At 52.6% G+C, this 23,937-nt stretch carries 25 protein-coding genes; 21 read left to right on the top strand and 4 right to left on the bottom strand.

The genetic code is table 11. From position 1 onward, the window contains the following. Position 1: 1 nt before the first annotated feature. The gene (locus PHE17_RS03670; RefSeq protein ID WP_301014465.1) at positions 2-1,561 is read right to left on the bottom strand and encodes a protein adenylyltransferase SelO; all 1,560 of its coding nucleotides are present in this window, start codon (positions 1,559-1,561) and stop codon (positions 2-4) included. 87 nt (positions 1,562-1,648) lie between these two features. Between PHE17_RS03670 and PHE17_RS03665 the strand changes: the two genes are divergently transcribed. The 5 genes from PHE17_RS03665 (at position 1,649) to arfB (ending at position 5,554) form a co-directional block, all read left to right on the top strand. Further along, positions 1,649-2,992: an SUMF1/EgtB/PvdO family nonheme iron enzyme gene (locus PHE17_RS03665; protein WP_301014464.1), complete on the top strand. Its 1,344-nt coding sequence runs from the start codon at positions 1,649-1,651 to the stop codon at positions 2,990-2,992. Positions 2,993-3,266: 274 nt separating this feature from the next. Beyond that, a complete protein-coding gene (locus PHE17_RS03660) occupies positions 3,267-4,211 on the top strand; it encodes a 2OG-Fe(II) oxygenase (RefSeq protein ID WP_301014463.1) in 945 nt (314 codons plus the stop codon). A 108-nt stretch (positions 4,212-4,319) separates the two neighbouring features. After that, positions 4,320-4,772, top strand: coding sequence for a hypothetical protein (locus PHE17_RS03655; RefSeq protein ID WP_301014462.1), 453 nt, complete (start codon positions 4,320-4,322; stop codon positions 4,770-4,772). Positions 4,773-4,798: 26 nt separating this feature from the next. Next, complete coding sequence (cutA, locus tag PHE17_RS03650) at positions 4,799-5,122, top strand: divalent-cation tolerance protein CutA (protein WP_301014461.1); 324 nt, start codon at positions 4,799-4,801, stop codon at positions 5,120-5,122. A 15-nt stretch (positions 5,123-5,137) separates the two neighbouring features. Next, on the top strand, positions 5,138-5,554 hold the full coding sequence (gene arfB, locus PHE17_RS03645; RefSeq protein WP_301014460.1) for an alternative ribosome rescue aminoacyl-tRNA hydrolase ArfB: 417 nt from the start codon (positions 5,138-5,140) through the stop codon (positions 5,552-5,554). Here arfB and PHE17_RS03640 read toward each other — a convergent pair. Beyond that, positions 5,551-6,243, bottom strand: a complete 693-nt coding sequence (locus tag PHE17_RS03640; protein ID WP_301014459.1) for a gamma-glutamyl-gamma-aminobutyrate hydrolase family protein — start codon at positions 6,241-6,243, stop codon at positions 5,551-5,553. The two genes, arfB and PHE17_RS03640, sit on opposite strands and share 4 nt — an antisense overlap. Before the next feature lie 86 nt (positions 6,244-6,329). On the opposite strand from PHE17_RS03640, the gene mnmC reads away from it, so the two are divergent. Then, positions 6,330-7,532 (top strand): FAD-dependent 5-carboxymethylaminomethyl-2-thiouridine(34) oxidoreductase MnmC, encoded by a 1,203-nt coding sequence (gene mnmC, locus PHE17_RS03635; RefSeq protein ID WP_301014458.1) that lies wholly within the window; start codon positions 6,330-6,332, stop codon positions 7,530-7,532. Here the strand turns inward: mnmC and PHE17_RS03630 are convergent. Next, positions 7,529-7,804 carry a hypothetical protein gene (locus PHE17_RS03630; RefSeq protein WP_301014457.1) on the bottom strand — a complete coding sequence of 92 codons (276 nt, stop codon included), beginning with the start codon at positions 7,802-7,804 and terminating at the stop codon, positions 7,529-7,531. The two genes, mnmC and PHE17_RS03630, sit on opposite strands and share 4 nt — an antisense overlap. A gap of 49 nt (positions 7,805-7,853) precedes the next feature. After that, positions 7,854-8,297, bottom strand: coding sequence for a hypothetical protein (locus tag PHE17_RS03625; protein ID WP_301014456.1), 444 nt, complete (start codon positions 8,295-8,297; stop codon positions 7,854-7,856). A gap of 222 nt (positions 8,298-8,519) precedes the next feature. Between PHE17_RS03625 and PHE17_RS03620 the strand changes: the two genes are divergently transcribed. The 15 genes from PHE17_RS03620 (at position 8,520) to rraA (ending at position 23,885) form a co-directional block, all read left to right on the top strand. After that, positions 8,520-9,221 (top strand): c-type cytochrome, encoded by a 702-nt coding sequence (locus tag PHE17_RS03620; RefSeq protein ID WP_301014455.1) that lies wholly within the window; start codon positions 8,520-8,522, stop codon positions 9,219-9,221. Between the two features lie 100 nt (positions 9,222-9,321). After that, positions 9,322-10,515 (top strand): succinyldiaminopimelate transaminase, encoded by a 1,194-nt coding sequence (dapC, locus tag PHE17_RS03615; protein WP_301014454.1) that lies wholly within the window; start codon positions 9,322-9,324, stop codon positions 10,513-10,515. A 14-nt stretch (positions 10,516-10,529) separates the two neighbouring features. Next, positions 10,530-11,363, top strand: coding sequence for a 2,3,4,5-tetrahydropyridine-2,6-dicarboxylate N-succinyltransferase (dapD, locus tag PHE17_RS03610; protein WP_301014453.1), 834 nt, complete (start codon positions 10,530-10,532; stop codon positions 11,361-11,363). Positions 11,364-11,519: 156 nt separating this feature from the next. After that, on the top strand, positions 11,520-12,182 hold the full coding sequence (locus tag PHE17_RS03605; protein WP_301014452.1) for a lytic transglycosylase domain-containing protein: 663 nt from the start codon (positions 11,520-11,522) through the stop codon (positions 12,180-12,182). Positions 12,183-12,268: 86 nt separating this feature from the next. Then, entirely contained in the window at positions 12,269-12,946 is a 678-nt protein-coding gene (locus PHE17_RS03600; RefSeq protein WP_301014451.1) for a MotA/TolQ/ExbB proton channel family protein, read from the top strand. Beyond that, positions 12,943-13,368: a biopolymer transporter ExbD gene (locus tag PHE17_RS03595; RefSeq protein WP_301014450.1), complete on the top strand. Its 426-nt coding sequence runs from the start codon at positions 12,943-12,945 to the stop codon at positions 13,366-13,368. The genes PHE17_RS03600 and PHE17_RS03595 overlap by 4 nt, the downstream gene beginning before the upstream one ends. 16 nt (positions 13,369-13,384) lie before the next feature. Then, positions 13,385-15,151, top strand: a complete 1,767-nt coding sequence (gene msbA, locus PHE17_RS03590; RefSeq protein ID WP_301014449.1) for a lipid A export permease/ATP-binding protein MsbA — start codon at positions 13,385-13,387, stop codon at positions 15,149-15,151. After that, complete coding sequence (gene lpxK, locus PHE17_RS03585) at positions 15,135-16,091, top strand: tetraacyldisaccharide 4'-kinase (protein ID WP_301014448.1); 957 nt, start codon at positions 15,135-15,137, stop codon at positions 16,089-16,091. The genes msbA and lpxK overlap by 17 nt, the downstream gene beginning before the upstream one ends. Positions 16,092-16,093: 2 nt before the next feature. Further along, positions 16,094-16,285 (top strand): Trm112 family protein, encoded by a 192-nt coding sequence (locus PHE17_RS03580; protein WP_301014447.1) that lies wholly within the window; start codon positions 16,094-16,096, stop codon positions 16,283-16,285. Continuing rightward, entirely contained in the window at positions 16,282-17,028 is a 747-nt protein-coding gene (gene kdsB / locus PHE17_RS03575; protein ID WP_301014446.1) for a 3-deoxy-manno-octulosonate cytidylyltransferase, read from the top strand. The genes PHE17_RS03580 and kdsB overlap by 4 nt, the downstream gene beginning before the upstream one ends. Positions 17,029-17,163: 135 nt before the next feature. Continuing rightward, on the top strand, positions 17,164-18,435 hold the full coding sequence (locus PHE17_RS03570) for an outer membrane protein transport protein (RefSeq protein ID WP_301014445.1): 1,272 nt from the start codon (positions 17,164-17,166) through the stop codon (positions 18,433-18,435). Positions 18,436-18,652: 217 nt separating this feature from the next. After that, positions 18,653-19,891 carry an outer membrane protein transport protein gene (locus PHE17_RS03565; RefSeq protein ID WP_301014444.1) on the top strand — a complete coding sequence of 413 codons (1,239 nt, stop codon included), beginning with the start codon at positions 18,653-18,655 and terminating at the stop codon, positions 19,889-19,891. A 253-nt stretch (positions 19,892-20,144) separates the two neighbouring features. Then, positions 20,145-21,632: a malate dehydrogenase (quinone) gene (gene mqo, locus PHE17_RS03560; RefSeq protein ID WP_301014443.1), complete on the top strand. Its 1,488-nt coding sequence runs from the start codon at positions 20,145-20,147 to the stop codon at positions 21,630-21,632. A 309-nt stretch (positions 21,633-21,941) separates the two neighbouring features. Next, positions 21,942-23,255 (top strand): isocitrate lyase, encoded by a 1,314-nt coding sequence (gene aceA, locus PHE17_RS03555; protein ID WP_301014442.1) that lies wholly within the window; start codon positions 21,942-21,944, stop codon positions 23,253-23,255. 141 nt (positions 23,256-23,396) lie between these two features. Next, the gene (gene rraA, locus PHE17_RS03550) at positions 23,397-23,885 is read left to right on the top strand and encodes a ribonuclease E activity regulator RraA (protein WP_301014441.1); all 489 of its coding nucleotides are present in this window, start codon (positions 23,397-23,399) and stop codon (positions 23,883-23,885) included. Positions 23,886-23,937 lie beyond the last annotated feature (52 nt).

The raw sequence follows: 23,937 nt of genomic DNA, 5'->3' as shown, positions 1-23,937 counted from the left end.
CCTACGAGCTGCATGATAACATCGAACACCCCGCCTTATGCCGTGCCCATTCCGGGCGTTTTTCCGCAAAGTGCGCGTAGCGGGGTTGCTCGTCATACGGGTGGCGTAAAGTGTCGAGCAATTCCACGATCCTACTGTTATCGCCCGCCGTGGCTAGGTCGATGGCCTGTTGTGCAAGGTAATTGCGCAGCACGAAACGCGGGTTGGCGGCATTCATGCGGGCGCGGCGCTCTTCCGGCGGCAGATTGTCCGTTTGCAAACGGGCGCAGTATTGCCCCAACCACTGTTCCCATTCTGCCCGGTATTGCTGCAATAAATCATCGCGGTAGAACGCAGGCAGCAACGGCGTAAGTTCCGGTTGCTGCACATCCACGTCAGCGAGGTTGCGGAAAAACAGTGTCATGTCCACTTCCGACTTGTGCAGCAGTTCAAACGCGCTATTGATCCACGGCGCATCATTGTCCGACAGTTCGCGGATGCCGAATTTGGCGGCAAGCATTACCCCAAATGTTTCGCTGTAAGTGTCGGCGTAAGCCTGCAAACCCGCTTGCAACACTTGTGCATCGGCAATCACGGGTTTCAGCGCATCGCGCAGGTGGGCAAGGTTCCAATGCCCGATGTAAGGCTGCTGCCCGTAGCAGTAACGTTTGCCCGCTTCGTCGGTGGTGTTCGGCGTCCACATCGGGTCGTAATCTTCCAGCCAGCCGTAAGGGCCGTAGTCGATGGTGAGGCCGAGGATCGACATATTGTCGGTATTCATGACCCCGTGTACAAAACCGACCCGCATCCAATGCGCGATCATCACCCCCGTGCGGCGGCAGATTTCCATAAACCATGCGCTGCGCTTGGCTTGCGTGTCGCCTTGCAGTTCGGGGTAATCGCGGGCGATGGTGAAATCGACCAGTTGTTCCAGCAGCGCTTTATCACCCCGCGAGGCAGGCAGCTCAAAATTGCCGAAGCGGATGAAAGACGGCGCGACGCGGCACACGATTGCGCCGGGTTCGAGCGCGGGGTTGCCGTCGTAAAGCATGTCGCGCATCACGCTGTCGCCGGTTGCCACCAGACTCAAGGCGCGGGTCGTGGGGATGCCGAGGTGGTACATGGCTTCGCTGCACAAGAATTCGCGCACCGAAGAGCGCAATACCGCCCGCCCATCCGCACGGCGTGAATACGGTGTTGGCCCTGCACCTTTGAGTTGCAGTTCCCAACGTTCCCCAGCGCTGTTGACGGTTTCACCCAAACTGATGGCGCGTCCGTCACCCAATTGCCCTGCCCAACCGCCGAACTGGTGTCCGCCGTAACAGGCCGCGTAGGGCTGCATTCCTGCCAACAACTGATTGCCGCCAAATACGGATGCGAAATCAGGATCGGCGATGTCCGCCGCCGTCCAACCTAGCATTTCCGCGACTTCCGGCGAATGTGCTAGCAAACGCGGCTTGGCGACGGCGGTCGGCTGCACACTTGACCAAAGTGCATCGTAAACCTGACGGGACATATTGATGCCGTCGGTGTCGCCGGGCAGTTCGCGCACAAAGCGGTTATCGAAGTTCAAGGCTCGCATGGGAAATCCTGTGGTGGTGTAGCGCCGTCCCCTCACCCCCAGCCCCTCTCCCTCAAGGGGCGAGGGGGGAAGGAAAGTGTTCGGACAATGGGGGAAGCAAACCAGAGAGTGGCGCAGGTGTCGAGAAGCCGTAATGGGCGGGGTGGATTGGCGCATGAATTGGCAGCCAATATGGTTTATTATCTCCCCCATCTTTGCAGCCGCAGCCCTAACCGCATGTACGACATTTTTCTCAGTTATTCGACCCAAGACCGCGAACGCCTGATGCCGTTGGTGAAGGCATTGGAGCAACAAGGCTGGTCGGTGTTTTGGGATCACCGTTCAGTCCCGATTGGAAAACACTGGCAACAAGTGATTGGTAAGGCAGTCAGTGAAAGCCGCTGCGTAGTGGTGGCATGGTCGGCATCTTCCGTGCATTCAGAGTGGGTCATTGAAGAAGCCATTGAAGGCAAGCATCGGGGTGTTTTGTTACCGATCCGTTTGGATGATGTCAAACCGCCGTTTGGTTTTCAGATCGTGCAGGCAGGTAATTTCATCACGTGGGGCGGTGAGACTAACCATGCCGATTTCACGAAGTTGTCCGCCCAAATCCATACTTTGGTCGGTGAGAAAACCGCAACGCCATCCGCTCCACCCGTCATTAGCACGCCCCCCGTTGTCACCCGACCATCTAAACCCGCATGGGCAAGCGCGGCAGGCGATGACCAATACGGTCATTACGCTGATTTGAATGTGAAAGGTATCATCCAACGCTTCCGTCAGATCAAACCCGGCACATTCCTGATGGGTTCGCCGCCGTCAGAACCGGGGCGTCTCGATAGTGAAACTCAGCACAAAGTGATCCTAACGCAAGGTTTCTGGCTGGCGGATACAGCTTGCACCCAAGCCTTGTGGCAGACGGTGATGGGCAATAATCCCGCCCATTTCAAGGGTAGTCCCAACAATCCGGTGGAAATGGTCAGTTGGAATGACGTGCAAGGCTTTATCCAAAAGCTGAATTCGCTGGTGACGGGTGTGAGCTTGCGTTTGCCAACGGAAGCAGAGTGGGAATACGCCTGCCGTGCGGGGACAACCAGCGCCTTCAGCTTTGGTGGCAAGGATGATTTGAATCTGGACAGGGTGAATTACTCAGGAAAGTGGGATGAATGGAATACCAATGGTAAAACCAGAGTAGTGGGAAGCTACCCTCCGAATGCTTGGGGTTTGCACGAAATGCACGGCAATGTGTGGGAATGGTGTCAAGATTGTTACGGTTCTTACCCGGCGGAGCCGGTAACGAACCCGGAGGGTTCACAAACGGGCGTTGAGCGCGTCGTTCGCGGCGGCTCGTGGTACGACAACGGCAGGTACTGCCGTTCTGCCTACCGTTTCAGGGGCGGGCCTGTTTACCGTGGCAGCAACTGTGGCTTCCGTTTGCTTTTAGGTCATTGAGCTAAGGCCGGGCAGGGCGGCGAAGCCGCAACCGCCGGAGGCGGCATCCTTGCGCGGGCGGTGTAGCCAAAGGCAGGCGCGTTGCGCGGAAGCAGCGCCAGACTTTGGCGAAGCCGCTCGCGCTACGGGGTGCAGGGGCAGCGCCCCTGCTGCGGAGAAAAATGCGCGGGTGGGCGTCTGCCGGGAAGCTGCAATCTCTGCTGGTAATCACGTTGGGTTCGTGGGATGGTGAAGCGCCCAACATCCGCATATCCTCAGATTAGGAGTTTAGCCTTTGCTCTTGCATCCCAACCACCACCAAAACCCGTTCCCCTTTTTTGCTGTGGATGCCGCCTTTTCTGAGGAACAGTGCGCAGCGCTTGAGCAGCTATTTGTGCAAGACGGTGAGTGGCAACATCGGGATGGCGCGTTTTACCGCTGTTCGTTGTGCGACGTTACGGCAGCTATTCCTGCCACGTTTCACGCCGAAGTACTCGCCAGAATGCGCGAGATTACGGGCTTGCCACTGGTCAACCGTTTTCTGGTCACGGCGCAACGGATGCTGCCCGGACACGTCATTGGCATACACAGCGACCGCCCGTTATTGGGCTATGAAATTGCGCGGTTGGTGGTGCAACTCAATAAGCACTGGCAAGCAGAACACGGTGGTTTGCTGGAGTTATTTGCATCATTAGAAGGCAAAGCCGTATGCAGTGTTGCCCCTGAATACAACAAAGCCTTTGGTTTCCTGTTGCACGCAGAGTCATACCACGGTGTCACCGAAGTTACCCAGCCTCGCCAAACACTGGTCTTCAATTTCTGGCATGTGGCGAACACCCCCGAACTGGCGGCGCACGTCCAAGCCTTGTTTGCCAACCTGCATTTCTCAGAATTACCCGCCGCACTCAATCCGATTGCCACAGATGCCGAAGCGAGTCTGCCTGAAGACGTGACTTTTCGGGCAGGCACGGCGGGGGTTGCTCTCCACCGCTGGGGCTATGACGCGGCAACTGTTGTGGCTGGATACCAGCACAGTGCAGGGCTTGCTATCTGCGATACCGACGATGCAGAAACCTATGCAGCCGTGCTACTGGCGGACTGGGTGGCCTACTTGTATCGGGATTTGTTTGATCTGGCTCGCTGGGAAATCTTGCAAAGCAAACTTGCCGGAATTGAAATGTTTACGCGCCTCAGACCCACATGGCTGCTTTGCCTGCCGGAATGGAGAGAACCAAAATAACGCAGCTCAAAATTTCTGGAAATTGTTGGCATCCAGCCGGAGATATGCGGCAGAATGTCATTTTTAATGGTGACATCAGGTCGCTGAGTTTACGTTGGGAGTTACTGATTGGTTGATCCGAGTCCATTCATCAATGCCCTAATTGGAAAGACGGTTTCTCACGTCTGGCGCGGTTATGGTTCTGCTCTATTTATTGAGTTTGGTCAGCTCACGCCGAGAAAACGAAGGAGTGATGAGGATGGCAATCCTAATGGTGAAATCACCTTAATGGTTGAGTGGAGCTGGAGATTTGAACGTAAATACTCAATTTTGGGTGGTTCATGGAGTTCTGAAGGAAAATGGCCAGGGATGTTTAAAAAGCTTCTTGGTGCATCTGTAACCGATGTTCAGGTATTTGGTCATTTGCCAGAGATTTCTATCTCCTTTTCAAATGGCTTGAGGGTTGTTTCTTTCATGACCGCAGAAGGTCAGCCAGCTTGGGCGCTTCTAACTAGAAATCCATCCATTGGCCATTTAAGTGTTAAGAGGGGGAGACTATCAATTGATACACCTAACTCCTGACCCATCATTCAAACGTTAGCCGTCCCGTGAACAAGCTCCTAGCCGTCACCACCACCATCGGAAGCCTTGAAGAAGCGCAGAAACTCGCCAGCACGCTGGTTGGGCAGAAGTTGGTTGCTTGCGCCCAGATTTCCGCGATTGAAAGTTTCTACCACTGGGAGGATGCGGTGCAGCACGACAAGGAATTCCGCGTTGTGCTCAAAACTACCGACGCCTGTTACCCCGCGCTGGAAGCCGCCATCCGCGCCCTGCATCCCTATGAGTTGCCCGCGATATTCGCCGTGGCTCTGGAGCATGTGTACGCGCCGTATGGGGATTGGGTGGAAGCGAACTGTTGCCCGCCAACGTGACTAACTGAGGTTGCCATGCTCTACATTTCCCACACCGTCACGATCCCCGAAGCCGAAATTGAGCTGAACGCCATCCGTGCGCAAGGTTCCGGCGGGCAGAACGTCAACAAAGTCTCGTCGGCGGTGCATTTGCGTTTCGACATCCGCGCTTCATCCTTGCCCGATTTCTACAAGGAAAGGTTGTTGGCATCGAACGACCAGCGCATTTCCAAAGACGGCGTGGTGATCATCAAAGCGCAGCAATTCCGCACCCAAGAAAAAAACCGCGAAGCCGCACTCGCACGCCTGCACGAACTGATCAAAACCGCCACAGTAGTGCAAAAAGCCCGCCGCGCCACCAAGCCCACCAAAGGCTCACAAGAACGGCGGCTGCAAGGCAAAGCGCTCAAAGGGCAAACCAAAGCCCTGCGCGGCAAAGTCGATTTGCACTAAGCCAGCAAGAAGCTCAGCACTTCTTCCGCCAGCGTGTGGATGGCGCGGTAATGTGCCGCATCTGCCCCCAAAATTTCCGCCTTGCTTTGGATGTAGGGCTTGCCTTCCACCAACTCGTGTTCGCAGTTTTCCACCAAGTCTTTTGCCGAACCTTGGATGATTTCCAGATGGAATTGCAGCCCAATCGCCTTATTGCCGACCTGAAATGCCTGATGGCGGCACGCCGGGCTGCTGGCAAGCAAGATTGCATCCGCTGGCAAATCAAACGTTTCGCCGTGCCACTGGAATACTGTGGCTTCGGCAGGAAAGCGGAAGGCATGGTCCGGGAGGTTATCCGCCGCGTGGATGGGCAGCCAGCCGATTTCCTTTTCCGCATTCGGATAAACCGCTGCGCCTTGGCTGGAAGCGATCAATTGCGCCCCTAAACAGATGCCCAGCACGGGTTTTCCGGCGGCAATCATCGTGCGGATGTAACGCTTTTCCGTCACCAGCCACGGAAATTCGGCTTCGTCGTTGATGCTCATCGGCCCGCCCATGACGATCAGCAGGTCAATGCTCTCGATTTCCGGTAGGGCTTCGTTGGCAAAAAATTGTGTGCAGGAAATGCGTGCGCCGCGTTGCAGCAGCCAGTCCTTCATGCTGCCTAAATCGCCCTCGAACGGGACGTGCTGTAAATAGTGTACGTGCATGGGTAAATCCGTGTGTGTTGGTGCGTAAAGTATAGGGTAAATCCGCTATTATCTTAACGCCCTTGCCTGAACAGGATGCCCGCTTTATGCCCGACCTTATCCCCGCGCCGCAGATGCCGTGGTTCGCCCGCCCCGCCGCTGAGACTAGCCGCCGCGCTACGGTGGTTGGCGGTGGTGTCGCGGGTTGCCAAATTGCCCGTTCCCTCGCCGAACGCGGCTGGCAAATCACCCTGTTGGAGCGCCATGCGCGTATCGCCACCGAAGCTTCCGGCAACCGCGCCGGAGTGCTCACCCCGAAAATGACCGCCGAACCCGGTTGGGGCGAAACCTTTTACCGCCAAGCATTCAGCTACGCCGTACAGCAAATTACCCAACTGGAAGCCGCTGGTCATCGCATCGACTGGCAGCAATGCGGCGCACTGCAATTGGCGCACGAGCCGCGTGAAGCTGCCCGCCAGCAAGCCTTACGTGAGCGCGGTTTGCCCAACGATTTCATTCAAATTCTTGATGCGCAAGAGGCATCAGCCGTGGCGGGAATCCCGCTGACCACAGGCGCAAGTTATTTCCCGCAAGCAGGCTGGCTGAATCCGGCAAGTTTCTGTGCCGCACTGGTGGCACACGACAATATCGAAGTGCGTACCGAAACAGCGGCTTTCCAGCCCATCCCCAGCGAAGTGACGGTCATTGCCAGCGGGCGCGAAGCCGATCAGTGGGCGCAAACGGCGTTCCTGCCTTTCATGCCGGTAGCGGGGCAAACCAGCCGCGTTCCCGTTTCTGCTTACAGTGCGCGACTGAAAACCACGCTGGGGCACGAAGGTTACATGACGCCGAATGTGGGGGGGCAACACATTTTCGGCGCAACCTTCGCCCGCAATGTGCGTGAGGCGGTATTGGATGAAAGTGCGAACATCACCAATTTCCAGCAAATGCAACATTACCTGCCAGAACTTGCCGGTTCCCTCGACGGTGTTGAAAGCGCCCACGCGGCGGTGCGTATGACCACCCCTGACCGCTATCCGGTGGTGGGGGCGCTGCCGGATGTGGCATTTTTTCAGCAGGCTTACGCCGACCTGCGCTATGGCAACGCAAGGCAAAAATACCCGCCCGCACAATACCAGCCGGGGTTATTCATTTCGGCAGGGTATGGCTCACGCGGCTTGGCAACCAGCGGTTTGTGCGCGGAATTGCTGGCAGCACTGATGACTGGCGAACCGTTGCCGGTACAGGACACGCTATACCATAACTTGCATCCGGCACGGTTTTTAGTCCGTCAGCTTAAGCGCGGCTAGGGTTTGGAGGCAGGCGCGTCCACTTCCGGGCGGATTTTGTCGATTTCATCGCCGAGCTTTTGGTTTTCACCTTCGGCTTGCTGGATGACCTGTTCCAAACGGGCATTTTCCTTATCCAGTGCTTGCACTTCCTGCAAAATCTGCTGCAAGTTTTGTTGCATGGCTTGGTATTTTGCGTGCTCAGCGGTTGGCAGTGTTGCGGGCTGTTGCGCTTGGACAGGGGGCGGTGCTGCTGCCGTTGGTTCGTCTTTGGCATTACAGGACGCAGCCATGCTAGCTAATAGCACGGCAAGGCAGAACTTTGTGAAGGGTCGTAAGGTCTTAGTGTGCATGGTTAAACAGGTTGTGCCACCAGCGACGCCGGTTGCCCGGTTGGGGCATGGCTGCGGGCAGGTTAATCGGTTGCATTTTGGACAGAATCCAACCGGGCAGGGGCGGATTGCCGCTGGAGCCGCAGGTTGATCCCAAATTGTTGGGGTCGAACACTTTGATGTAAGCCGGATTCGTCATGCTGTCAGTATAGACGATGCCACAGTAGTCTTCATCGTGTTCGCGGTGTAACAGTTCATCCAATTCGCGTATGACCTTGCCGAGTGCATCGCCCGTCAGGGTTTGCGTTGGGGGTTCTTCGCCCACGGCGTAGACGTACCAACCTTCCTGCGGGGTGGTCAGCACCTGTTGCCAGAGTGCATCCAGTTGGGGCCAGCGCAGTACGCCGGAAAATGAACCGCGAAAAGTTTGAAGGTAGGGATGTTCTGCTGTCATGGGTGTCTTTGGTCATTGGTTTGCGAAGCCGCCAGCATAATTCCGTGCCGCTTCATACTCAAGGGGCGTAAGCCTGAGTTTTTCCCTCAATTAACAAGGGAGTACCGTCGAAAAGTTTGAATTGACATGGGCATATAGCTCATTTAGGATGTTTGCCCAATTGATGGGCTAAATTCGTCTCAATAGTTTTCCCAAAATTTCCCAAATCAGGAGAGTTAGGTAATGAAAAATATCGTTGTTAGTATTTCTGCGTTGTTCTTGGCGGCTGGTGTTCTGAGTGGTTGTGGCGAGAAGAAAGAGGAAGCGCCTAAAGCCGAAGCACCTAAAGCTGAAGCGCCTGCTAATCCAGTGGCAGCGGCAGCAACGGCTGTTGGCGATGCAGCTAAAACAGCGGCAGATGCTACTGCTAAAGCCGCAGGCGACGCAGCAGCGGTAGCCGGTGATGCAGCGAAAGCCGCGGGTGATACCGCAGCTAAAGCAGTCGACGCAACTGCCCAAGCCGCAGGTGATGCAGCGAAAGCAGTAGGCGATGCCGCTAAGCAAGAAGGTATGGCTGGTATGAGCGGCATGTCTGGCATGGCAGCTCAAGAAGCGCCTAAGCAAGAAGGCATGGCTGGTATGGCAGGCATGAGCGGTATGTCTGGTATGGCAGCAGCTCCTGCTGGTGCTGTAGACGGCGAAAAAGTTTACAAAGGTCTGTGCTTTAGCTGCCATGACATGGGTATCGCTGGCGCACCTAAAATGGGTGACAAAGCTGACTGGGGCCCACGTATCGCTAAAGGTGCTGACGCACTGCACGGTTCTGCGGTTAAAGGCAAAAACGACGTTCCGGGCAAAGTTATGCCAGCTAAAGGCGGCAACCCTGCACTGTCTGATGATGAAGTCAAAGCTGCTGTTGACTACATGATGAGCAAAAACAAGTAAAGCCTGAGCTTTCAGCCCTTTACTGAGAAAGCCCCGTTTCGGGGCTTTTTCTTTTTCCGCTATACTGCACGCTTTTGTTAAACCACAGGGACATAAAGGCATGAATCCTGATCTTGCCCGCCTGCAACCTTACCCGTTTGAACGTATCCGTACTTTGCTGGCGGGGCTTACCCCTGCGGCTTTGCCGTCGGTATCGCTAGCGATTGGGGAACCGAAGCACCCGACGCCGGATTTTATCCATCAGGCCATTAGTGCCAATTTGGGTGGTTTGTCGAGTTACCCCTTAACCAAGGGGATTACGGCTTTGCGCGAGGCCATTACCACTTGGCTGACGTGGCGTTTCCAATTGCCGGAAGGGACGGTAGATGCGGAACAGCATGTGATTCCGGTCAATGGGACACGGGAAGCCCTGTTTGCTTTCGCCCAAGCCGTGGTTGAACGCAAACCCGGTGCGGCAATGCTGATGCCCAACCCGTTCTACCAAATTTACGAAGGCGCGGCGTTGTTGGCAGGTGCAGAGCCGGTATTCCTGCCTTGCGTTGAGGAAAACGGGTTTATCCCTGATTTCTCGGCAGTCCCGGCAGAAACGTGGCAACGTTGCCAATTGCTCTACATTTGCAGCCCCGGCAACCCGACCGGCGCGGTGATGACGTTGGCAATGATGCAAGAGGTGTTGGCATTGGCGGAGCAATACGATTTCATTGTTGCCTCCGACGAGTGCTATTCTGAACTGTATTTCGATGAAAGCCAGCCGCCACCGGGTTTGTTGCAAGCTGCCGCCCTGATGGGGAATACTGCGTGGAAACGCTGCGTGGTGTTCCACAGCCTGTCGAAACGCTCGAATGCGCCGGGCTTGCGTTCTGGTTTTGTGGCGGGGGATGCGGAAATCCTGAAAAAATTCCTGTTGTACCGCACCTATCACGGTTGTGCGATGCCGCCACCATTTCAGGCTGCCAGCGTTGCTGCGTGGAACGATGAAGCGCATGTTCAGGCTAACCGGGTATTATACCGGCAGAAATTTACCGCAGTGATGGATATACTCGCACCTGTGATGGATGTGAAAATGCCGCAAGCGGGCTTTTACTTGTGGGCAAAAACACCCATAGATGATGAAACCTTTACCCGTGAATTGTTTGCCCGTGCGCACGTGCATGTGGTTCCGGGCAGTTATTTGTCGCGTGAAGTGCTGGGGCAGAATCCGGGGCGTAACCGGGTGCGCTTGGCGCTGGTGGCTTCACCACAAGAATGTATCGAAGCGGCTGGACGTATCCGGCACGTCCTCGAAACCCTTTAAATCTGGAGATTAAAATGTCAGAAGTTACTGAACTACAAAGTATTATCGAAGAAGCTTTCGAGCGCCGCGCCGACATCAACCCGCGCAATGCCGATGCTAAAACCCGCGAAGCGGTGAATGCGGCACTGGAATTGCTCAACCAAGGCAAATTGCGTATCGCCATCCAACAAGGCGTAGGCCAGTGGGAAGTCCAACAATGGCTGAAAAAGGCGGTGTTGTTGTCGTTCCGTCTCAATGAAAATGAAGTGATGGCGGGTGGCTGCACCAACTATTACGACAAAGTGCCTTCCAAATTTGCCGGTATGGGCGCGGAAGAATTCGCTGCCGGTGGTGTGCGCGTTGTGCCGAACGCGATTGCACGTCGCGGTTCTTACATCGCACCGGGCTGTGTGCTGATGCCTTCTTACGTCAATATCGGCGCGTATGTCGATAGCGGCACGATGGTCGATACATGGGCAACGGTCGGTTCTTGCGCACAAATCGGTAAGAACGTGCACTTATCCGGCGGCGTTGGTATCGGCGGCGTGTTGGAGCCAGTACAAGCAGGCCCAACCATCATCGAAGACAACTGCTTCATTGGCGCACGCTCTGAAGTGGTGGAAGGCGTGATCGTGGAAGAAGGTTCGGTCATTTCCATGGGCGTTTACATCGGTCAAAGCACCCGCATTTATGACCGCGAAACGGGTGAAGTCATGTACGGGCGTGTTCCGGCAGGCTCTGTGGTGGTTTCCGGTAACTTACCTTCCAGTGATGGCAAATACAGCCTGTATTGCGCGGTGATCGTGAAAAAAGTCGATGCGAAAACCCGTGGCAAGGTTGGTATCAACGAACTGCTGCGCGATATTTAATCCTGCACGCAGGCAAGGGGGCTGTCCTGATGCGGGTCAGTCCCTTTTTTCTGGGATGCCTGCTATCCTTGTGGTGGAACTTTCAATGAAAAATGGCGACTAAGAACATTAGAATTTGCTAATATTAAGGTCTGTTTTAGTCCAAGGGATATGCGCATGAAGCGTTCAGTGATAGGTTTTTTACTTATATTGTTCAGTATCAGTGCCATGCAAGTGGCGCAAGCGCAGGTTTGCGTGGGCATGAGTGCCGCTGGCCTTGAGAAAAAGGCTGATCCACATCTGGAATCCATCAGCAAATACGCAGGCCAATACGGTGTTGATGCCGATATGGTCAAAGCCGTGATCGCGGTTGAGTCTTGCTACAATACTTCGGCAGTTTCCCCCAAGGGGGCGCAAGGTTTGATGCAATTGATTCCGTCGACGGCGGCGCGTTTCGGGGTGGCAGATTCCTTTAACAGTATCCAAAATATCAGCGGTGGTACACGCTACTTAAGCTGGTTGATGAAACGCTACAACGGCGATTTGTACAAGGCGATTGCTGCCTACAATGCCGGGGAAGGTGCGGTTGACAAGTATCAGGGTATTCCGCCTTACAATGAAACCCAACACTATGTACGCCGGGTGTTGACCGTTTATAACCGTTTGAACGGCGGGGCAGTGGCTTTGCCTGCGGTATCTGCTATGGATGCGGTTGGGGTATCGCATCGGAAAGGTGGGCGGGTATCGTCGGTTTTCTATTCCCCTTTCGGTGCGGGTAAGCCGGGGCGTTCAGGTCTGCGGGCAAACCGGGCGCGTGCTCCCCAACTTTACAAACGTTGAAGCACCGCTTTGCCTCACCCCATTGTGTTGTTATTATGTCTGGGTTTATGTGGGCTAAATCTTATAAAAATGAGGCATGATCAGATATGTTTGAATTGATCCAATCCGGCGGAATCATGATGATTCCCTTGATCCTGAGTTCCGTCCTTGCCGTTGCTATTATCATTGAGCGTTTCATGTCATTGCGGGTAAATAACGTTGTGCCCCATGCTGATATTGAACGCGCCCGGAAACTGGCAAGCAGCAGTAAGCCGATGGACGCGCAAGTAGATGAATTGCGCAACAGTTCCCTGATGGGGAGGGTGCTGGCGACCGGGCTGGAAAGCCGCGAATTGCCGCGCCACATCATGAAAGAAAACGTTGAGGAGGCGGGGCGTCATGTGGTGCAGGAATTGGAACGTTACCTGCCAGCATTGGGTACGATTGTTACCATTGCGCCGATGATGGGGTTGCTAGGGACAGTATTGGGGATGATCGGTGTATTCAGCGCCATTAATACTGCCGGGGTGGGTAATCCGCAGCAGATGGCGGGGGGGATTTCCGAAGCCCTGATTACTACTGTGGCGGGTTTGCTGATTGCGATTACTACACTGGTGTTTGAACGCTTTTTCAAAGCGCGGGTGGATGGCTATGTAACAACAATGGAGCGTGAAGCCTTACGTTTGATTGAAATTGCCAACTCCAACCGCAAGGTCATGCCTGTTCCTTCTGCCGCGCCACGGCCTGCGGCGGCTGCACCTGCGCGTGGAGGAAAACCAGCATGAAATTCCGTACCCGTGAGCGGCGCGAAAGCAGTGTTGACTTGACTTCACTGATTGATGTCGTTTTCATGTTGCTGATTTTTTTCATGGTAACGACCACCTTTGACAAAAATGCGGAACTTAAGATTGAGTTGCCGACTGCCAGTAATGCGGCAGCAGCCACACAAGCGGAAAAGCTTGAATTGCTGATTGATGGTCAGGGGCGTTACTATATCAACGGGCGCGAAGTGCTGAACAACCAGCCGGAAACCCTCTTTCAAGCCATGAGCCAGACGTTGGATGAAATGCAAACTACCCCACCGTTGGTGATTTCCGCCGATGCCAGTGTCAACTATCAGGCTGTCGTCACGGCGATGGACATTGCTGGGCGGCTTGGCTTGACCAATTTTTCGATGGCGACTACCCAGTCGGCGCGTAAGCAATAGGATTAACAGGAACACAATGACCACGCCCACAACCCCGATCAGCGGTTTTCAGGTTTATCCGAGGCTTGTCCGTTACACGTTAAAATATTGGCCTTATCTGGTGTTGGTGGCGATTGGTTTAGTGACCAGTTCTGCGACTCAGCCTTTGTTTGCATGGATCATGGGGCCGTTGCTGGATAAGGCGATCTTGCAAAAAGATGCCAGTGTTATCAAATGGCTACCGATGGGTATTTTGGGGATTTTCTTGCTGCGCGGCTTGGCGATGTTCCTGTCTGGTTATTATGCGGGTTTGATTGGGCGAAAAGTAACCAAGACGTTGCGTGATGAAGTTTTTACTCACATGTTGCGTATGCCAGTCACGTTTTTTGAAACCACCCAATCAGGAAAATTACTGGCTTATGTAAGTTATTATGTAGATCAGGTAGCAGCGGTGAGCATTAGAGGTGTGACCTCGTTGATTCAGGATTCGGCAACGATCATTGGTTTGCTGGGCTTGATGTTGTATCAAAGTTGGCAACTGACCTTGGGGGTGCTATTGATCGCACCGCCGCTTACCTTGATTATTGTCTACGCCACCAAGCGTTTGCGCCGTTTGGGACACCGCTTGCAAAATTCGGTGGGGGATGTGACCCAAATCGCTAATGAAATGTTGCACGGTTATAAAGTGGTGCGCATTTTCGGTGGAGAACAATACGAGGCTGCCCGTTTTAGCGAGGCTAATGAACGCACCATCCAGTTGCAAATGAAGCAACTGGTGACGGAGTTAATCAGTACGCCGCTGGTACAATTCTTGGTGGCAGTGGCGTTGGCGATCATGGTTTACATTGCTACCCGTGAAGCGACACTGGCAACTTTATCGCCGGGGACATTCATGTCTTTTATCGTGTCACTGTTGATGCTGCTGACCCCCATCCGTAATCTGACCCAGTTGAATGCGCAGTTGCAGGGGGCGATTGCCGCAGGCGAAAGCATTTTCGGTTTACTGGACAGTGAAACAGAACAGGATGGCGGTACACGGGTGTTGGAACATTGCCGGGGTGCGGTAGAATTCCGTGACGTTTCTTTCACTTATCCTAGCTTAGATCGTCCGGTGTTACGTCACATTAATATGGTGGTGAGTCCGGGGGAAAAGATTGCGCTGGTGGGCAAGTCTGGTAGCGGTAAAACCACCTTGGTGAATTTGCTGCCACGATTCCATAATATTGATAGCGGTGACATTTTGTTGGATGGTGTTTCTCAACGGGACATTAGCTTACACAGTTTGCGTCGCCAGCTTGCTTATGTGGGGCAAGACATTGTGCTGTTCAACGATACTGTGCGTAATAACATTGCCTATGGTGATATGCGTGGTATGTCGGATGCGCAAATTCGCACGGCTGCTGAGGCCGCCCACGCGCTGGAATTCATCGACAAGTTACCGCAAGGTTTTGATACGATGATCGGCGATAATGGCGTGATGCTTTCCGGTGGACAACGCCAACGCTTGTCGATTGCGCGGGCTATCCTTTCTCATGCGCCTGTGCTGATCCTCGACGAAGCGACTTCTGCGCTCGATACCGAGTCCGAGCGCCATATCCAAGCCGCGCTCGATAGGCTGCTGGAAAACCGTACTACCTTCATCATTGCCCACCGTCTTTCCACCATTGAGAATGCTGACCGCATTTTAGTGATGCAAGACGGTGAAATCATCGAATCTGGCAAACATACAGAATTGCTGGCTTTGGGTGGGCAATATGCCCGTTTGCACGCCATGCAGTTCCACGAAGATGAAACAGCGGCTTGAACGCTGGCTGCTGAACGTCTGGTACGGTGATGACCGGCTGGGTAAATACCTGCTGTTGCCATTGACGGGGATTTTCTGTGTGTTGGCTGCATTCCAACGTTGGCGGGATAAGCGCCAGCAAGTTAAGCATCCGGTTCCCGTGATTGTGGTTGGCAATATTTCGGTGGGTGGTACGGGTAAGACACCGCTGGTGATCTGGTTGGTGGAACGGTTGCGCGAGGCGGGGTATACGCCGGGTGTGGTGAGTAGGGGATTTGGTAGTGCGGGGAAAACGGGGGCGGTTTTTCCTAATGCGAATCCTGCCGAAATTGGTGATGAACCGCTGCTAATCGTGCAACGCACTGGTGTTCCCCTCGTCGTTAGCCGCCATCGCAACCAAGCTATTGCCTCCTTGTTACAACAACACCCTTGCGACATCATTATTGCCGATGATGGTTTGCAACATTACCGCATGGGGCGTGATGTCGAAATTTGCGTGGTGGATGGTCAACGGCGTTTTGGCAATGGCTATTGCCTGCCCGCCGGGTCGTTACGCGAATCCGTTTCACGCCTCGCCAGTTGCGATTTCGTGGTTATCAATGGCGAAACCATGCAAATGCAAGGCGATACGCTGCTGAGCCTTGCGGGGGATGAAAGCAAATTTCTATCCGAACTGGCGGGGCAAACGGTGCATGTGGTCACAGGCATCGGTAATCCACAACGCTTTATTGCCACGCTGGAACAGGCGGGTTTGCGGGTGTTGCCACATACTTACCCTGACCATCACGCCTTTAGTGGGGAAGAATTGCGTTTCGACGATGGTTTTCCTGTGATCATGACTGAAAAAGATGCGGTAAAATGCCGCCAATACGCTGCGCCCAACTGCTGGTATTTGCCCATTCGGGCAGTATTGGATGAAAGTTTCGCCCAAGCCCTGTTCACCCGTTTACAAGGACTCTAGAAATGGATAAGAAATTGCTGGAAATTCTCGCCTGCCCGGTCACGAAAGGCCCGCTGATTTATGACAAGGACAAGCAGGAACTGATCTCGAAAGCCGCACGGTTGGCTTACCCCATCCGCGATGGCATCCCGGTGATGCTGGAAGAAGAAGCCCGCGCCTTGACCCAAGAAGAAGTGGAGCAATTGGCGGCATGAAAACAGTTGTGGTGATTCCGGCGCGTTACGCCTCCACCCGTTTGCCGGGCAAACCGCTACGTGTCCTTGCGGGCAAGCCGCTGATCCAGCATGTGCATGAACGGGCGCTGGCAGCCGGGTTTGAAACCGTGCTGGTGGCAACCGACGATGCGCGTATCCGTGACGTTTGCAGCGGGTTCGGGGCGCAGGTGGCAATGACTGCTTCCACCCACGAAACCGGCAGTGATCGGTTGGCGGAAGTGGTACAACAGCAGGGCTGGGCGGATGACACGATTGTGGTCAACCTGCAAGGCGACGAACCGCTGACCCCCGTCGCCAATTTGTACCAACTGGCGAATAACTTGGCGAAGTTTCCGCAAGCGGGGATTGCTACGCTGGCAACACCAATCGAGGATGAAAGTGACTTCCTCAACCCTAACGTGGTGAAAGTGGTACGGGACGATCAGGGGCTGGCCTTGTATTTTAGCCGTGCGCCTATTCCGTGCCAGCGGGATGCAGGTGTTGCGTTGCAAGATTACGCATTGCGGCACATTGGTATGTACGCTTATCGGGCGGGGTTTCTTAGGGCGTTTACTAGGTTGCCTCTATCTCCTTTGGAACGCTTGGAAAAACTTGAGCAATTACGTGCATTATCCAATGGTTACAAGATTCACGTTGATATTGCAGCGGAAATTCCGGGTATCGGGGTGGACACCGAAGCGGATATGCTGAAGGTTGAAGGTTTATTGCACGAATGTAAGTAAATTATTACATTCGTATATCCGAATATACTTATTAATTCCTTGAAAACCTTATAATTATCATTTGACACCCCTATAGTGCTCTGTCACTATTCTGCAACACATAGTTACAACACGTGCATTTTTCGGAGGAGTTATATGCGCCATACATTCAACAAAACCTTGCTGGTCACATCCATTGTGCTGGCTCTCGGCTCTCAAGCTGCTTTCGCAACCAACGGGATGGCTCCAATTGGTTTGGGGGTTGTCCAAAAAGGGATGGGCGGCGCAGCTACGGCAACGTCAGAAAACGTGATGAATGCTGGTACTAACCCTGCAAGCTTGTCCAATGTTTCTGCGGGTTGGGAGATTGGTGCGGAAGTATTTATGCCAGATCGTGGGGCGACTATCACCGGGAATGATATGGGTGGGGGTAATACCGCAAACGGCAGTTACGATGGTAATGGCAAAGAGATGTTTCTTATTCCTGAAGGTGGTTATAAGAAACAACTGAATGACAAACACAGCGTGGGTGTCGTGGTTTATGGTAATGGTGGGATGAACACCAGTTATGACAGACCTATTCTTTTGTTTGATCAAACTAATACAACTAAACCGGGTATTAACTTAGAACAGCTCATAATTGCTCCTACATGGTCAATGAAAATTAATGAGAATAATAGTGTAGGGGTTTCCGTCAATTTGGCCTACCAGCAGTTTAAGGCGACAGGTCTAAGTAATTTTAATCAAGCAACACAGACGAGCAGCGTAGGGAATGTTACTGACCGTGGCGTTGACTCTTCTTCAGGTATTGGGGCAACTATAGGTTGGCAGGGAAAACTGTCGCCGACTGTAACAGCAGGTGTTGCTTACCGTAGCCGTACAAATATGGGTAAATTAGACAAATATAAGGGTTTATTTGCTGAGCAGGGAGATTTGGATATGCCTGCTGCAACTACGGCAGGTATTGCATGGCAAGCGACGCCTAAGACACTGATTGCTGCCGACGTTCAGCAAATCGAATATTCTAAAGTCAAAGCTATGGCGAATTTAAATACAGCCGGAGGGCTATTGGGGGCTGACAATGGGTCTGGTTTTGGTTGGAAAGACCAAACGGTTTATAAACTCGGCGTTAAACATCAGGTTAAACCCAATTTCGCAGTATTGGCGGGCTATAACCACGCTAAAAATCCATTACAATCTAGTCAAACATTATTCAACGTGTTAGCTCCTGCTACTGTTGAAGACCATGTGTCACTTGGTGGTGAGTGGAAGCTGAATAATAAAGCTAACCTTGCTGCTGTTTATACCCATGCTTTGAGTAAAGGTGTGAATGGCAGCGGCTCTATTGCCGGAACTTCTGGTAGTGGTGAAGCTAATTTGAACATGAAGCAAAATTCAGTCGGTGTCGCTTACAGCGTAGACTTCTGATCGAAAGAACTTCGTAGGGATAAAAAGAGGCGGGGAAATCCCCGCTCTCTTTATCTGCTAAAACCACTTTTGCAGACAATTCACTGACAATAACACATCAAAACTTGCCAATTAACTCATTGATAACGCCATGGTTATCATTTAATGCTCTCCGTGGTGCGTTCTCACTGTTCTTAAAGAATATAGTTGTAACACGTGCATTTTTCGGAGGAGTTATATGCGCTATTCATTCAATAAAACCCTGCTGGTAACATCCATTGTACTGGCTCTTGGCTCTCAAGCTGCATTTGCAACCAACGGTCTTGCGCCTACCGGGTTGGGTATGGAGCACCGTGCGATGGGGGGGGCTGCTGCGGGTTATGCGGCAAATACCACTAGTATGGCAACCAACCCAGCATCTGCATCTTTTATCAATGATGGTTACGATTTAGGTTTAGAAGTCTTTTCTCCAAATCGAAAAGTAAAATATAAGTCAACAGGTATAACATATAGCGGCAATGGGGAAGATATGTTTCTTGTCCCAGAAGGTGGGTATAAGAAGCAAATCAATGACAAGGTTGCTGCTGGTGTTGTTGTTTATGGTAATGGGGGGATGAATAGCACATATGATACGGCTTTGCCTTATAGACATCCGCAGGCTGGAGAGATTGGATTTGGTACATCCAATACAAACATTGACCTGAAACAGTTATTTGTGGCACCTACTATTAGTTATAAGGTTAATGATAATAATGCAATAGGTGTTTCGGCAAATATTGTCTATCAAGAACTTGAAGCAAACGGATTGCAGAGCTTTGATAGGGCTAGTGCATCTGCTAACCCTGGATTTGTTACAAACAAAGGGACTGATTCTTCAATGGGTGTTGGTGCAACGCTTGGCTGGCAGGGCAAAGTTTCTCCTAATGTAACATTGGGTGTGGCACACCGCACTAAAGTAAAAATGGGCAAGCTTGATAAGTATAAAGGGTTAATTGCAAACGCTGGTGAGATGGATGTGCCTGCGGCAACAACTATTGGTATGGCTTGGCAAGCCACTCCCAAAACACTGATTGCTGCGGATGTTCAGCATGTTTACTATACAGATGTTGAGGCGATTGGTAATAGCACAGACCCAACACTGAAAGTTGGTGCAAAAACTGGTTTTGGCTGGGATGATGTTACTGCCTATAAAATAGGTGTTAAGCATCAAGTTAAACCTGATCTGGCTTTAATGGCTGGTTACAATCATGGCAATTCACCTGTGGGGCCGGAGGATACTACGTTGAATGCATTGACTCCGGCTGTATCCAAAGACCATATTTCTCTTGGTGTTGAGAAGAAATTGTCGCCAAAGTCTAAGCTTATCGCTTCTTATGTTCATGCGTTTGAGAATGAAGTGAACGGCGATAGTGCGCACCAATACGACCTAAAAATGAGTCAAGATGCCTTGGGCATTGCGTTTAGCCGCGAATTCTGATCATAAGAATTTCGTAGGAACGAAAAGAAGCGGGGCAAGTCCCCGCTTTCTTTTTGCCTGCCGGAACTGCTGTTGTTAGGCAATCTGTTGACAATAGTGCGCAAATCTCTACTGATTGTACGGTTTTTCCCGTTTTTGCTCTGCAACATTGTCGACAATTGTGTGAAAAATATCCTCTTTGTGGGTAGAAATTACCACCCTTCCCGTTCTATCATTCTAACTTCCATCATTGAATTTTTTAAGGGTGTTGGTTATGGCTACGAAGAACGTCGATGTGTTGCTGGTCGGGGCAGGGGCAATGAGTTCCACTTTGGGCGTATTGCTCAAGCATCTTGATCCGTCACTTACCATCAGTATGGTCGAACGGCTGGAAGATGTTGCGCAAGAAAGCACCAGTGGTTGGAACAACGCAGGCACAGGCCACGCGGCCTATTGCGAACTGAACTATACCCCGCAGAACCCGGATGGCAGCATCAATGCCAGCAAAGCCTACGGCATTAACGAGGCGTTCGAGCAAACCCTGCAATTCTGGGCGCATCTCGTTGACGAAAAGGCATTGCCGGAACCCCGCTATTTCATTAACCCCACCCCGCATGTCAGTTTCGTCTGGGGCGACAGCAATGTGGCTTTCCTGCGTAAGCGTTTTGAAGCCATCAGCCAGCATCACATGTTTGTCGACATGGAATACAGCGAAGACCCTGCGGTGTTAAGCGAATGGATTCCGTTGGTGATGGAAGGGCGTGATCCGGCGCAAAAAGTGGCAGGTACGCGCGTCAAATACGGTTCCGATGTGAATTTCGCCGCGTTGAGCCGCAGCATGGTCGGCTATTTGCAATCCTACGACAATTTCGAGTTATTGCTGAACCAGTCGGTAACGGGTTTGAAAAAGACTTCGGATGGTCGGTGGCTTGTCAGCACTAAAAATAATAAAGGGGGAAACACCGTTTTTAATGCTGGTTTCGTTTTCCTCGGTGCAGGTGGCGCGGCGCTGACCCTGCTCCAGAAAAGCCATATTGCCGAAAGCCAAGGCTATGGTGGCTTCCCGGTCAGCGGGCAATGGTTGGTGTGTAAACGGCAGGATGTGGTCAAGCACCATTTGGCGAAAGTGTACGGTAAAGCCTCTATCGGTGCGCCGCCGATGTCCGTGCCGCATCTGGATACCCGCGTGATTGACGGTGAAAACGCGCTGTTGTTCGGGCCATTTGCCGGATTCACTACCAAGTTCCTTAAGCGCGGTTCGTTTTTAGACCTGTTCGCCAGCGTCCGCCTGAACAATCTGTGGCCGATGCTGAAAGTGGGGCTGAGCAGCATGGAGCTGATCCGTTACCTGATTACGGAAGTGCTGCAAACCCGTCATTCCCGTATGGGGGCGTTGCGTGAATATTTCCCCAATGCGAATGAGGATGATTGGGAATTGGCAGTTGCAGGTCAGCGCGTCCAAATCATTAAAAAAGACCCGAAGCTGGGTGGCAAGCTTGAGTTCGGTACGGAAGTCGTAGCGGCAGCGGATGGCAGCGTGGCAGCTTTGCTGGGGGCTTCTCCGGGGGCTTCGGTGACGGTTCCGGCGATGCTGCAAGTGCTCGGCAAATGCTTCCCCAAACAAATGGCTTCGGAAGGCTGGAAAGCTAAGCTGAAAGCCATGATCCCATCCTACGGCGAGTCATTGGCTGACAATCCTGAGTTGCTCAAGCAAGTACGCCAGTACACCTTGTCGACTTTGGGGCTGAATAAAATTTCATAACCCGCCTGTATTTCCATAGGAAAATTATGTCATTGCACATTATTGTGCAATGCAATACTCAACATTGAATTAATTTTATTGTCGACACTTACTTTATCATAATACTATGGCTTGACCGTCAACTGATGGCTCTCGAAGCCAAGATATGGTGGGTAAGCCGACATATTGTTGACAGTTGTTACTAAAGAGATTCGCAAAAGCGAACACGATGAAGCGTAGAGCGTACCGCGCTAGGGCAGGTTCGCAGGCAAGTTAGCCTAAAATTTTTTTACCGGTTTCGTTCACTTTTTGACTCTGAGGAGCTTTTACATGACTATGACTCGTGAAGCGCAAATTGCTGCATTGGAAAAAGACTGGGCAGAAAACCCACGTTGGGCAAACGTTAAGCGTACTTACAGCGCATCTGACGTAGTACGCCTGCGCGGTTCCCTGCAAGTTGACCACACACTGGCGAAACGTGGTGCTGCCAAACTGTGGGATTTGGTGAACGGTGGCGCGAAAAAAGGCTACGTCAATGCATTCGGTGCAATCAGCGCAGGTCAAGCAATGCAACAAGCCAAAGCGGGTTTGGAAGCAGTTTACCTGTCCGGCTGGCAGGTTGCGGCTGATGGCAACACCTCAGAAACCATGTACCCTGACCAATCTTTGTACGCATACGATTCCGTACCAACCATGGTTCGCCGTATCAACAACACCTTCAAGCGTGCTGACGAAATCCAATGGGGTCGTGGTATCAGCCCAACTGACGAAGGTGGTATCGACTACTTCCTGCCTATCGTTGCTGACGCAGAAGCCGGTTTCGGCGGCGTTCTGAACGCATTTGAACTGATGAAGAACATGATCACCGCAGGCGCGGCTGGCGTTCACTTTGAAGACCAATTGGCTGCGGTTAAGAAATGCGGTCACATGGGCGGCAAAGTATTGGTTCCAACCTCTGAAGCGGTTGAAAAACTGATTTCTGCACGTTTCGCGGCTGACGTAATGGGCGTTCCTACCGTTATCTTGGCACGTACTGACGCAGAAGCAGCTAACTTGATCACCTCTAACCACGACGCAAACGACCAGACATTCCTGACTGGCGAGCGTACTGCTGAAGGTTTCTACCGCGTTAAGAACGGTCTGGAACAGTCCATTAGCCGTGGCGTTGCTTATGCACCTTACGCTGACATGGTGTGGTGTGAAACTGGTAAACCTGACCTTGGCTTTGCACGTGAATTCGCACAAGCAGTTCAAGCAGCTTGCCCAGGCCAACTGTTGTCTTACAACTGCTCACCGTCTTTCAACTGGAAGAAAAACCTGACTGACTCACAAATCGCATCCTTCCAAGAAGATTTGTCTGCAATGGGTTACAAGTACCAGTTCATCACCTTGGCGGGCATCCACGTCAACTGGTACAACACCTTCAAGTTCGCACACGCTTATGCTCGCGGCGAAGGCATGAAGCACTACGTCAACATGGTTCAAGAACCTGAATTTGCTGCGCGTGAAGAAGGTTACACCTTCGTTTCTCACCAGCAAGAAGTTGGCGTTGGCTACTTCGATGACGTTACCACTGTTATCCAAGGTGGTGCTTCATCTGTAACAGCGTTGACTGGCTCTACTGAAGAAGAGCAATTCCACTAATCTGAAAGACCCTCACCCCAACCCCTCTCCCGCCAAGCGGGCGAGGGGCTAAGATGGCCTCTCCCTCTTAACTCCCCCTCGCCCGCTTGGCGGGAGAGGGGGCAGGGGGGTGAGGGATTTCCCCCCTCAGGAGATTCCTCAATGACATTCAAAACAGCCGACCTGCTCGACAACAACGAAGACAAGCCACTGCAAGTGGTACAACCGGGTTTCAATAACTACGGTGGTCGCAGCAAATTCTCTGGTGAAATCGTCACCATCAAGATTTACGAAGACAACTCCCTAGTACGCGAACTGGTTGCCGAAGATGGCAAAGGCAAAGTGCTGGTGGTTGATGGCGGCGGCTCTACCCGTTGCGCACTGCTGGGCGATATGCTCGCTGAGAAAGCGGTGAAAAACGACTGGAACGGCATCGTGGTTTTCGGCCTGATTCGCGATTCTGTCGACATCAGTCAGATGGACATCGGTGTAAAAGCCCTCGGTACATTGCCGCTGAAGAGCGTCAAACGTGGCGTAGGTTTGCGTAATGAAGTGGTACGTTTCCACGACGTAGCCTTCACGCCGGGTCAGTACCTGTATTCCGACGAAGACGGCATGATCGTTTCTCCTGTGCCTTTGCTGGGCGAATAAACCGCGCCTGCTTTTCGGCTTCTGCGCTATTATCAGGTTTCTCACCACCTTA

Source organism: Thiothrix sp., from assembly GCF_028714775.1.
Classification (GTDB): Bacteria; Pseudomonadota; Gammaproteobacteria; order Thiotrichales; family Thiotrichaceae; genus Thiothrix.
Note: the sequence above shows the minus strand (reverse complement) of the source record. Positions and strands in the feature narration are given on the sequence as shown.

Bases quoted from the DNA above. Each gene is read 5' to 3' on its own strand.
- PHE17_RS03670 (WP_301014465.1), bottom strand. From the start codon at position 1,561: ATGCGAGCCTTGAACTTCGATAACCGCTTTGTGCGCGAACTGCCCGGC.
- PHE17_RS03665 (WP_301014464.1), top strand. From the start codon at position 1,649: ATGGGGGAAGCAAACCAGAGAGTGGCGCAGGTGTCGAGAAGCCGTAAT.
- arfB (WP_301014460.1), top strand. From the start codon at position 5,138: ATGCTCTACATTTCCCACACCGTCACGATCCCCGAAGCCGAAATTGAG.
- PHE17_RS03640 (WP_301014459.1), bottom strand. From the start codon at position 6,243: ATGCACGTACACTATTTACAGCACGTCCCGTTCGAGGGCGATTTAGGC.
- mnmC (WP_301014458.1), top strand. From the start codon at position 6,330: ATGCCCGACCTTATCCCCGCGCCGCAGATGCCGTGGTTCGCCCGCCCC.
- PHE17_RS03630 (WP_301014457.1), bottom strand. From the start codon at position 7,804: ATGGCTGCGTCCTGTAATGCCAAAGACGAACCAACGGCAGCAGCACCG.
- PHE17_RS03625 (WP_301014456.1), bottom strand. From the start codon at position 8,297: ATGACAGCAGAACATCCCTACCTTCAAACTTTTCGCGGTTCATTTTCC.
- PHE17_RS03620 (WP_301014455.1), top strand. From the start codon at position 8,520: ATGAAAAATATCGTTGTTAGTATTTCTGCGTTGTTCTTGGCGGCTGGT.
- dapC (WP_301014454.1), top strand. From the start codon at position 9,322: ATGAATCCTGATCTTGCCCGCCTGCAACCTTACCCGTTTGAACGTATC.
- dapD (WP_301014453.1), top strand. From the start codon at position 10,530: ATGTCAGAAGTTACTGAACTACAAAGTATTATCGAAGAAGCTTTCGAG.
- PHE17_RS03605 (WP_301014452.1), top strand. From the start codon at position 11,520: ATGAAGCGTTCAGTGATAGGTTTTTTACTTATATTGTTCAGTATCAGT.
- PHE17_RS03600 (WP_301014451.1), top strand. From the start codon at position 12,269: ATGTTTGAATTGATCCAATCCGGCGGAATCATGATGATTCCCTTGATC.
- PHE17_RS03595 (WP_301014450.1), top strand. From the start codon at position 12,943: ATGAAATTCCGTACCCGTGAGCGGCGCGAAAGCAGTGTTGACTTGACT.
- msbA (WP_301014449.1), top strand. From the start codon at position 13,385: ATGACCACGCCCACAACCCCGATCAGCGGTTTTCAGGTTTATCCGAGG.
- lpxK (WP_301014448.1), top strand. From the start codon at position 15,135: ATGAAACAGCGGCTTGAACGCTGGCTGCTGAACGTCTGGTACGGTGAT.
- PHE17_RS03580 (WP_301014447.1), top strand. From the start codon at position 16,094: ATGGATAAGAAATTGCTGGAAATTCTCGCCTGCCCGGTCACGAAAGGC.
- kdsB (WP_301014446.1), top strand. From the start codon at position 16,282: ATGAAAACAGTTGTGGTGATTCCGGCGCGTTACGCCTCCACCCGTTTG.
- PHE17_RS03570 (WP_301014445.1), top strand. From the start codon at position 17,164: ATGCGCCATACATTCAACAAAACCTTGCTGGTCACATCCATTGTGCTG.
- PHE17_RS03565 (WP_301014444.1), top strand. From the start codon at position 18,653: ATGCGCTATTCATTCAATAAAACCCTGCTGGTAACATCCATTGTACTG.
- mqo (WP_301014443.1), top strand. From the start codon at position 20,145: ATGGCTACGAAGAACGTCGATGTGTTGCTGGTCGGGGCAGGGGCAATG.
- aceA (WP_301014442.1), top strand. From the start codon at position 21,942: ATGACTATGACTCGTGAAGCGCAAATTGCTGCATTGGAAAAAGACTGG.
- rraA (WP_301014441.1), top strand. From the start codon at position 23,397: ATGACATTCAAAACAGCCGACCTGCTCGACAACAACGAAGACAAGCCA.